The sequence below is a fragment of the Verrucomicrobiia bacterium genome (genome assembly GCA_019634635.1).
In the GTDB taxonomy this organism is placed as follows: domain Bacteria; phylum Verrucomicrobiota; class Verrucomicrobiia; order Limisphaerales; family UBA9464; genus UBA9464.
The window spans coordinates 1-10671 of sequence record JAHCBB010000061.1; the positions used below are offsets into that span (position 1 = coordinate 1).

Here is a 10671-nt window from a genome sequence, read left to right on the forward strand (position 1 = left end):
GTGAGCCGTGCGTCTGTGGAGTCCCCACCAAGTCAACTCGCAGTCCCGCGCACGGCGCGGCAGGAGCCTTGCCCCACCAAAGCCGAGGCCGCGGCTTCCACCCCCCCGGAAGTGGTGGCGGACCAGCGGGGACACGACATCCATCCGCAGATCTGCGTCCGACAGCCACCGAAGATGGGATGTGGGTGCTGCTGAATTCGCCGGAATTCCTGCTGAATCACTGAAGCCCGACCGCGATGGCACATCACCGCGTCCTCAGCGCCCGACGGGTGGCATTACCCCGAACGCGCACAAAGGAGTGAGTGAGGGAGGATCCGGCGAAGGACTCCAGAATCGGCATGGCTTGGAAGGTGCACCAACACATCCCCAACCTGTTTCCCTCTACTCCCTGCTTGTTTTTGCTTCGCGTCGTCACGCCGTTGCGTGCCATTTCCCTCCGAGCCCGGGGAAATTGATGAAGGCGGGCGTCCAGCGCCCCCTGCACCTCGGTAACGTTTCCTCGCAAGCGTTGTCTTGCGGGATGAAATGAATGCCCAGTCAATGTCGGAAACGATGGATCAGCCGGACCTGGATGCCCGGGCAGTGGACGCCATCCAGTCGGGCGACCGGGAGCGTTACCGTGAATTGGTGGAACGTCACTCCCGCCGGGTCTATGCCGTGGCTTGGTCCCGACTTGGGGATCCGCACCTGGCCGAGGAGGCGGCCCAGGAGGCCTTCATCAGGGGTTTCCGCCACCTGAACTATCTCCGTCAGGGCCGGAAGTTTGCCACCTGGATCACCGCCATTGCCCGCAATGCAGCGACCAACCTGGGCCTGCGACATCGCCGGGAACTGGAGAAGCGGGAACGGTGGGCGCTTGAACCATCCGATCCCGCTGCGGAAGCGACCCCCGCCACCGGCAGTCCGGGAGGCCGGTTCACAGGAGACACGCTTCGGAACAGCCTGTCACAACTGCCCCCCGTTCACCGTGAGTGCCTGATCCTGTTTTATCTCGAAGAGAAAAGCATCGCCGAGGCGGCGGCGGCGTCATCCCTGTCGGAAGGCGCCTTCCGGACGCGCCTGCATCGGGCCCGAACCGCGCTCCGGGAACAACTGGAGCGGGAACTGGAACAGTCGCTCGGCAAATTGCGGCCACCCGACCAGTTCGTCCCCGGAGTCATGGCGATTCTACCCGCTGGATCGGCGACCCCGCTCGCCGGGGCGGGACTTCTGGGCAGCCTGGGGTCGTGGGCATCGGGCCTCGCCGCCAAGCTGCCGTTCGCCAGCCTGCTCCCACTTCTTTCCATGGCTTTCGGCCTGATCCCCGCCTTTCTGTTCCAGCGCTGGCTGGGACGGGAGGAACAGGGGAACTTCCGGGATCCCGACGGATTCCGCGCCCGTCAGCATCGCGATTCGATGCGTCGGATGGGATGGATCCTGCCCGCGGTGTTTGGGGGAATTGCGATCCATCAACTGGTCCTGACCCGGATTGCGGGTCCACGGGGTCTGTCCCTGGAACTCGCGGTGGTCCTGTCCATCCTGTCTTTCTCCGCTCAGCGGACGGCACGGCTCCTGGGTGCCCAGAGAGCGGGGCTCAGCGCCCTCGCCTTGCTCCTGGTGGCGCTCGGGTTCTGGCTGACCGCATTCGGTGTCCTTCCTCCGACCGCACTGGGTTGGTTTGGCCTTGCGGCGTTCATCCCGATGGCCCTCGAGACGCCTCACTACTCGCCGCGCATGGATCTCAGCCTGTTCCTGCGCGCCCACAACGACGTGCTGCCAGAGTTGGGATGCTCCCAACCGCCTGGTCGGAAGTGTGTCACCCGCCCTGAACAGCGCGCCATGGCACAGTTCCTCGGGCAGCGGCAATTGGCGGTCGATTTCCGCTGGCGCGGGGATCAACTCGATCTCCGGCTCGCGGGGATCCGGTTCATCCAGGCCCTTCCCGTGCCCTCCCTATTCTGGAATCGGACATCGCTTCTGACGCTTCGGGCCGACGGTTCAGTCCGGGCTTCCCTGGGCACCCGTGATGCCCGGGCCCTGGGACGGGCCGGCGAAGCCGCGGTGACCGCACTTGAGCAACGCGTGGAGAGGGCGACGGAGGCAGCCTGGGTGGCGTTGCTCACCGAGGGGCCCGCCGCCGCCGAACGCTGGATCGGGCAGCAGCCGGAATCCGAGGTGTTCAAGGTCGTTCCCCGTCAATCGCGCGCAGGCAAGTGGCGACTCCGGGTCATTGGCATCGCCATCGCGATGGTGGCCCTGAGCCAGGTCCTGCTATGGAGTCTCAGCCAGCGCAACCGGCATCCGCCGATTCCGGGATTCCACCTCCGGCCTGTGGACGCGACACCGCGGGAACTGTCGGCCACGCTGGCCTTGGTCGCCACGACGCCACCTCCCTTGCCCGGTCAGACGAACGTCACGCCGGGCGATCCTTGGCTCAGTTTTCAAAGCCTGATTCATTACGGCGCGCTCCTGCCGTCCCGGGAATCCCTGGGCGACGCGTGGCCGGTGGTCCGCGCTGCGCTTTGGGAGACACTCATCCCCACGAATACACCGCCGGCGGCGCGTCGGGATCTGCTGTGTTCATCGCTCCTCCTGAACCCGGTCGTCCAACGGGCCTTTCTGTCCGATTGGATCACCCGGACCGAGCTGGAGCAGGAAGGGGTCAACCCCGCTGCGCTCCGCCAATGGTGGCGCGACGCCAATCCAGCGCTTCGCCGGTCTATCGGAGGTCTGGCTGAGCACCCGGTCGCCAACAGCGATCACACCATCCTCGATGTCAATAAGCTCGCCTGGCGGCTGCGAACCCTGCAGGCCTTCGAACTGCTCGACCTGTTCGATGCTGGACCCATTGTGGAAACACTGCGCGCCCATCAGGTCCTTCCCGGAAACACGCTGGCCGGGCGCCGCCCACTTTCCGATAGGGAGGGTCTTCACGGACTGTTCTGGATCGGATTCCAAGGACCGCTGCGGGACACGCACGATGTGCTCGTCATCCTCTCGACGCTCGGGGCCCTCGACCGGATGGATCGCACCGCCTGCATCGAAGGTGTGCTTCGATTGCACCGGGGTCAGGGTCTGTTTGGCCCCGTCCGGATGCGTCCCGAACTCTTCATTCCCGGCGATGCGCCCGACACCTGGGCCGCGTTGGAGTCGCTTCGGCTCCTGGGCGGACTCGACCGCGTTCCCGATCCCGGCTCCTGGCAATTCCGCCCGATTGTGAGCACCCCCCAGACCTCGAACGGCAGCCCGCGCCAGATCACCCACTGGGAAATCGAAGCGTGGGCCATGAGGGAGTCCCTGAAATCCGGAAACCCGGGTGCTGCAGGTGACCCTTGACCTGTCCCTTGGTCACCGGGTGCAGGTGACCCTTGACCTGTCCCTTAGTCACCGGGGGGTAGGGGCGTGTTTCACCGCGCCCCACTTCAACGCCGCTGCGTCCGGGAAGAATCGTTCGGGGGGCACAGAGGGACAGGTCATTGGGAGGGCACAGAGGGACAGGTTATTCTGGCTCGCTCTGCTGAATCCGGGCATCAATCCGACACAGGGACAGGTCCTCGGGGCCCTTGCCCATTGAATCTTCCCCCGTTCCCTGCAGGGGCACCCCCCGGTACCCATCCCCAGGTGCCTCTCCACCTCGGGATTCCCGCTCAAGGGCCGGTCTTGGCGGCGGATTCTTCCGATCCGAGGATTGCCCTCTCGTTGAACACGGCCTGTCGCACCACCCGGCGCTCGTCCGACGTAAAGATCACGTGAATGCGCCCGTCGCGGGTCTGAATGGCGGTTGGGTAGCCATAGTCGCCCGCGGGATCGTCCAGCAGATCGCGACGCCACGGGAAGGTGGCTGCACCGTCCGCCGACAGGGCGACGGACAGAGGAGTCCGCTCGGAAAAGCTTCGGTTGTACACCAGCAGATGCCGCCCGCTTTGGAGCCGTAGAAAATCCACCGCCGCATTCGGATTCGGGAACTCCGAGTCCTCACCCGGGGACCATGTCCGGCCTCCGTCCCGGGATTCCGTGCGTACCAGCCACCCGTCCGGACGCCCCTCGTAATCGCCGCCGCGGCGGCAGAAGGCCACCAGATGGTTCCCGGAGATCACGGCAGGGGCTGGCTGCAGGTTGCCGAGGCGCGAACGGACCCGGTTGGACTCGGACCAACGCCGGTCCGCCGGGTCCCACCTCATGAAAAATGAAGTGCAGTCCGGTCCGGTGAGTTCCGGATCGTCGCCAACCTCGTGGTATACCGGGAGCAGCCACCCGCCATCCTCAAGGACCACCGGACGGTTCCGCACCATTGTGCCGGGCTCGAAGGTCAACTGGAAGGAGTCCGACCAGGTGCGTGCCCCGTCCCGGGAAATTTTGGCGGCGATCCGGGAGCTATCCCAGAGCTCCCCGTACCGTGCGACGTAGAAGAGCCAGACGACGCCATCCGGGGCCTGCCACACGACGGCGTTGCCCAGGGAGTGAAAGGGGTTTCGGGCGATCGCTTCGGGCCGGCTCCAGCGTCGCGAGCCGCGTTTCAATCGCGAACCGAACACGGCGGCGGCGTTGTCCTGGTACTCGCCCTGGCCGCTGAAGAACACCACGTACAGGTCCCCGTTCTCCAGTTCGGTGATGCTGGCGGGATGCTTGTAGTCGCCGGTGGGGATTTCCGGACCAAACAAGCGCTCCACCAGGATGCCGGTGGACGTCGTTCCGGCGGTCACCGCGCTCCCAGTCAGCGTCCCGATGGCCATCAGCAGTGCGAGCCAGGTTCTCATGGGGGACACCCTGCAGGAGCCGCGCCCGCGACGCGAGCCTGTGCCGCGTCGCTCAAGCCATCGTCTTTGGAAGCGGCACGGTCAGAAGTTGCGGACACGATGAAGCGCGTCCCCACCAGCGGCGGTGACGCATGGGCTGGGTTCGCGGTTCCGCGTACGGCGCGGCAGGAGCCTTGCCCCACCGATGCAAGAGTGGCGGCGACCACGGACCTGTCCCTTGGTCACCGGGGTGGGTAGGGGCGTGTTTCACCGCGCCCCATTTCAATGCCGCTGCGCCCGGGAAGGACCCCTTGGAGAACGTGGGAAGGATCCGCCCGTCGGGACTTCCCCCGTTCCCGGCAGTGCCCCGCACGTCCAGCGGCAGAAGTTGCAGACTCGGTGAAGCGCGTCACTCCCAGTGGCGGTGACTCATGGGGTGGGTTCGCGGTTCCGCGTACGGCGCGGCAGGAGCCTTGCCCCACCGATGCAAGAGTGGTGGTGACCACGGACCTGTCCCTTGGTCACTGCTTTGGAGAACGTGGGAAGGATCCGCCCGTCGGGACTTCCCTCGTTCCCGGCAGTGACCCCCCACGCCCAGCGGCAGAAGTTGCGGTCTCGGTGAAACGCGTCCCCACCAGCGGCGGTGACGCATGGGGTGGGTTCGCGGTTCCGCGTACGGCGCGGCAGGAGCCTTGCCCCACCGATGCAAGAGTGGCGGTGACCACGGACCTGTCCCTTGGTCACCGGGGCCTTGCCCCACCGATGCAGGAGCCCATCGGCACGGGGGCCGGGGGGGCGGCAACTACTTCGCCCGGCGGCGGGCGAGCACGGCGCCGCCGGTGATGCCGGCGTTGTCCCCCAACTCCGAGGCCAGGATCTCGATGCCGCGGGTGGTGCCGGGCATGGCGGAGTCAAGCGCCGTCTCGATCACGATGGCCATCATCTCATCCTCCAGCGCGTCAATCACCCCGCCGCCGAGCACGATCACCTCGGGATTCAGGATGTTGATCAGGTTGGAGACGGCGATGCCGGTGAACTCGGCCGCATCCTCGATCACCCGCTCCACCAGCTTGTCCCCCTTGCGGATGGCCTTGCGCAGGTCGCCGCTGCGGAGTTCCGCCAGGTCGCCGCCCAGCCATTCCGACAGGATGGTCTTCTGGCCGTCCTTCACGCGCTGCTGGATGTCGCGAAAGATGGCGGTGCGGCTGGCGAGGGCCTCGAAGCACCCGTTGTTGCCACAGCCGCATTTCGGACCGCCCACCTGGAGCACCATGTGGCCGACCTCACCGGCGGTGCCGTTGAAGCCGCGATAAACCTCCCCGTTGAGGATCAGCCCGCCGCCGATGCCGGTCCCGAGGAAGATCCCGAGGAGGGATCGCGGCTTGCCCTTGAGCTCCACCTCGTGGATGCCGAGGGCGCAGGCGTTGCAGTCATTCTCCACGAACACCGGCACGCCCAGCCGCTTTTCGAGTTCCTTCTTCAAGGGGGCCTCGCGCCAGTCAAGATTGGGGGCGAAGATCACCTCGCCGTTCTCGGGGTTGATGGCCCCGGGGGCGCCGATGCCGATGGCGCGGATCTGTTTGACGCTCATGTCCGCCTCATCCACGGCATCGCGGACACAACGTTCAATCCGCTCCAGCACCGCCTCGAAACCGCGGTCGGCCTTGGTGCTCAGCTTGGCCGTCTGGAGCAGCTTCAGCTGGGGTGAGAAGACACCGGACAGGATCTTGGTGCCGCCGAGGTCCACTCCGACGTAGAGGTCTGCCGATTTGGAAGGCTCAGCCATGGGGAGATAGTGAATGCGCCCGGTCGCGGAGGTTACGCCCGGAACTTTTCCGGACGCCAGCGTTTTGCCGGCCGGCCAAATCGAAACGCGAATCCGGAGGGAACGGGGCCTGTGTGCCCCTCCCGCACGTCGCGGGAGCGACGGAATCCGAGGCCGCTGGACACCCATCCACGCCTCCTGGGCCGGTTCGTTTCGGCCTGCGCGGAGCGTCCTGGAGTGCGGCGGCCCTCCGCCGCTTTTGGAGTGCGCCGACACCCTCTTGCAAGGCGGTGCGTGGGGTTGCCTGACGGTGACGTGGTCCGTCGTGGTCCCAAATCTGAACGCGCCCGACAGGACGCCAGCCCCACCCGGTCCCCATCCCAGGACCCAACGAATTGCGATGAATCCGACTCAGGGCTTGACCTGGGCATCGGCACGCGACAAATGAGGGGTGATGGTCCCCATCGTCAGGCCTTCCCAGGCAAACAACATCCCCGGACTGCGGAAGTCCGACCCCCCGTTGCATGCTTGCGAGAAAAGAAACGTCCGCCTGAAGCCCCTTTTATCCAACCCCCCGGAACCCACCCCGTCCCCATGGCTCCACAACTCACCCAAGCACTGAAGTCCGCTCAAAATCCACCGGTCCACCCCGGACCCATCCAGGCCGTTTGCGCCCTGCTGACGCTGCTGCTGCTGTTCCTGTTGACGTCCCCCGCACACGCCGCGGGCGCGCCGGGCACGCTGCGGTGGCAGGTCCCGCTGAAAGGTCCGGTGGCCACCCCGGCCATCGGCCCCGACGGCACGATCTACGCCGGGGGCGCCGAGGAGCTCTTGGCGCTGCATCCGGAGACGGGAGGCGTGAAGTGGAGGGGATCGGCATCCTCGACACTTTCCGTCTTGGTGGGAACGAACGGTCAAGTCTTCCACTTGAACCAACCGACGCTATCCGGAATCAGCTCGGAAACTGGTGGCACCTTGTGGGCATTGGCGATTCCGACACCGGAACGATCCGCCAAAATTGCACTTTCGTCTGAAGGGAATCTTGTTTTACTCCATCGGAGGTTCGTTGATACCCCTGATTGGCCTTACACGGAGCTGTCACTACAATCCACCACAATTTATTCGACAACTGGATCCATTATAAGCGGCTCCAATCTGTCCCAGAATTGGAGCCGAATTGTCGGGCGTTTTGATTGGGAGGGAGGCGGCGATTGGGGAGCGTTCGAAATTCTGATTGACGGAAGCCAGAATCAAATATACAATTATAATTGGAGTCAGTTTTACTCGAGCGATGGTTGGGGGAGTAGTTCGCAGGGAAGCCTTCTCGGGGGAGCCCTCTTAGGCACTGTGTCGGCGCTGGGTGATCATGGTCTGCTTCATGGCTCCAGAAACGGACAGCAGTATGATGAAATTGAAAGGATTTATAGCTATACACAGCATTTTCTACTCGGCTCTCAAATTGTAAACTCAGACGTGGACATGTCCGTATTTCCCGATGGGGAAGTCCCCGTGGTGGGGCACGGTGTTGTTTATTATGCTGGGGCAGAATCAATTTACGCGGTTGACTCCAACACCGCACGAAGGCTTTGGAGTTCATCGCTGGATGCCCGCAGAAAAAGGCTGGCACTCGGGGACGACGGAATCTTGTATGTTTCCGGGAATCTTCAAGAGGCTGATTTTGGTGAATTTGGAAGAATAGTTGCGCTTTCCGCAGCGACGGGCGCCAAGCGATGGGAGTACCGTCATCCGAATCCCGTAACATCGGCTCCAATGATCGCGGAAAATGGCCTCCTTCTGGTTGGGGCAAGTGACGGGTTGATTGCGGTAAATAGCTCTTCAGTAGGCCCTGCATTTTCTCCTTGGCCGCTTGAGCGTCAAAATATCAGAAATACCGCGAACCATGGTGACGGCAAGTTTCCTCCATCCTGTAGAGTTACCTCTGCAAAATCTGTGTATAACCTTGGAGAAGATTTAAGTCTATTGGGGAACCCTTATGGTCCTGGCGTCAAGGCCTACCAATGGTACCAAAACAATAGCGTTTTGGTCGGGCAGACCAATGCATCACTGTCTGCGTCGAGTATTGGCCCCACTTTGAGAGGCGTCTACCGGTTCGAGGTGGTGAGTGAATTCGGGCGTGCTTCCGATTCATTTGAAGTTCGGATCATTCCGGAAAAGACACCGCTTGTTTTAGTTGCGGGATCAGATGTGTTCGAAGATGGCGAGTTCAAGGCGGGCAGCCTGGTGCAGCTTGAATCCGGCTTTTCGGGGGGAAGAGTATTCTATACGCTCGATGGATTAACGCCAAGGTTGGATTCGGCAGAGTTTCTTGAGCCGTTTCTGTTGTCTTCGAATATCGTTGTCCGTGCTCTTGGCGTGAGCGCTGACCTGTCAGAAAGTGCAATGCTGGGTCCGATCAGCATTCGAGTTGGGAACATCCCAGATCCGGTGCGGTTTGAGATCGCTACCGAGGTTGAATCGGGGGGCAGCATTCTTCTGATTCCTGAGGGGCCCGAATTCCTTGAAGGGGTGGAGGTCTCCGCAGCCGCAATTCCGAACGCTGGCTGGAGGTTCCTCCGCTGGGAGGGCGACCTTGTGGGAACCGAAGAGACAGGCCTGCTGACCATGGATTCCAGCAAACGGGTTCGTGCGGTATTCGAGAGGATTGCAACACCTCACACGATTCAGGGGTCTTCGGTGGGGAATGGCGTCGTCTATGTGGCGCCGCGGGAAGACGCCTATCAGGATGGCGAGACCGTCATCACCCGAGCCGTCCCGGCCCCAAGATGGCGTTTTGTGGGATGGGATGGAGACCTTGGCGGGACGGCTCCGTCCGCCGCAGTACTGATGGACAGGTCGAAGAGCGTTATCGCGAATTTCGAGCCGATCCCAGAGTATGCTGTCACGGTGTCATCTGGAGGAGGCTCCATTAGTGGCGATGGGGTGTACTTGGAAGGGGAATGGGCCACTATGACCGCGACTCCTCTGCCCGGGTGGACCTTCCTGGGGTGGAGCGGAGATTACTCGGGTTCCTCGCCAACGATCACGATCCAGGTAACCCGGCCACTTTCGTTGGTCGCTCGATTTGGCACGCGGGTGACGGTGAGCAGCGTGGGATCGGGCGATTTGCTACTGGAACCGTCTGGGGAAATCCATCCATACGGCTCGCGGGTGAAGGTAATTCCTCGTCCGGCACCCGGGAATTACCTCGGACTTTGGGAACCGCAGTGGAGCAGCCAGTCCAAGATCGGCTGGGTGCTGACGGTGACGAATTCGAACCCCTCGATCACCGGCATCTTTGTACCGCTGGAGTCCGGACGCTCAACGCTGCTGGTGGACACCGTCGGTGGGGGCACGGTCGAGGCGAATCCGCCACGCATGGCATTCGAGGGCACGGAGAGCGTCCAACTGAATGCCCAGCCCTGGCCGGGGTGGTCGTTTGCCGGATGGAGTGGCGATGTCGAGGGTGTGGGGACCCCGGTGACGCTGGCCATGACGGGGCCGCGGCGGGTCACCGCCACGTTCGCGTTGGCGGTCCCGGGTCCAACACTGGCTCCGATCGCGGATCGGACGATCCCTGAGTTGAGCCTCCTAGCGATTGCGCTGGAGCCCGGGCATCCGGATGAGCCGGTCGAGGGCTTGGGGCTGCTGCTTGTAGAGGCCCCGCTTGGGATGTCCGTGGGAGCCGATCGGGTCCTTCGATGGAGGCCAAGCGAGGACCAGGGGCCGGGCGTTTACCGGGTACGTGTCCGGGTGGTGGACGCGGCCGATCTGACCACAGAACAGATGTTTGAATTGACCGTGACCGAGGTGAACTCGCCTCCCGGGATCTGGATCTCGAAAACTGAAGAATGGAGCGGTGATGACCTCTATCTGCCGGCGGGGCAGGCGTTGTCAGTTTTGGTGTATACTTGGGATTCCGACCTGCCGGCGCAGAGCCTCACCCTTGATGTCGTGGAAGGGCCGTCGGGATTGACGGTGTCGCCCTCGGGGTTGGTCGAGTGGGTCCCGTCCTCAGGCCACCCGCGGCTGACCAACGAAGTGGTGATCCGCGTGACAGACGACGGGGAACCACCCCTGTCGGCGACGACGGCGTTCCGGGTGATCCTACTGAACACAGGCGCCCCGCCGTCCATTGACGGTTGGACGCCGCTGGCGTCGCCGGAGCGATTCGAGCTGATTTCCGGGGCCTTT

Annotated in this window: 4 protein-coding genes; 2 read left to right on the forward strand and 2 right to left on the reverse strand. The window is 63.5% G+C overall.

Annotated features, from left to right (window positions below; all coding sequences use genetic code 11):
- Positions 1-525 precede the first annotated feature (525 nt).
- A complete protein-coding gene (locus KF791_20570) occupies positions 526-3315 on the forward strand; it encodes an RNA polymerase sigma factor (protein MBX3734977.1) in 2790 nt (929 codons plus the stop codon).
- 311 nt (positions 3316-3626) lie between these two features.
- Here the strand turns inward: KF791_20570 and KF791_20575 are convergent, their stop codons facing one another.
- Both KF791_20575 and KF791_20580 read right to left on the reverse strand, forming a co-directional pair.
- Positions 3627-4712 (reverse strand): exo-alpha-sialidase, encoded by a 1086-nt coding sequence (locus KF791_20575; GenBank protein MBX3734978.1) that lies wholly within the window; start codon positions 4710-4712, stop codon positions 3627-3629.
- 805 nt (positions 4713-5517) lie between these two features.
- Positions 5518-6501, reverse strand: a complete 984-nt coding sequence (locus KF791_20580) for an ROK family protein (GenBank protein MBX3734979.1) — start codon at positions 6499-6501, stop codon at positions 5518-5520.
- A gap of 573 nt (positions 6502-7074) precedes the next feature.
- Here KF791_20580 and KF791_20585 point away from each other — a divergent pair.
- Positions 7075-10671, forward strand: a 3597-nt coding sequence (locus tag KF791_20585; protein MBX3734980.1) for a PQQ-binding-like beta-propeller repeat protein, incomplete at its 3' end; no start/stop codon positions are given.

Bases quoted from the DNA above. Each gene is read 5' to 3' on its own strand.
- KF791_20575 (MBX3734978.1), bottom strand. From the start codon at position 4,712: ATGGCCATCGGGACGCTGACTGGGAGCGCGGTGACCGCCGGAACGACG.
- KF791_20580 (MBX3734979.1), bottom strand. From the start codon at position 6,501: ATGGCTGAGCCTTCCAAATCGGCAGACCTCTACGTCGGAGTGGACCTC.
- KF791_20570 (MBX3734977.1), top strand. From the start codon at position 526: ATGAATGCCCAGTCAATGTCGGAAACGATGGATCAGCCGGACCTGGAT.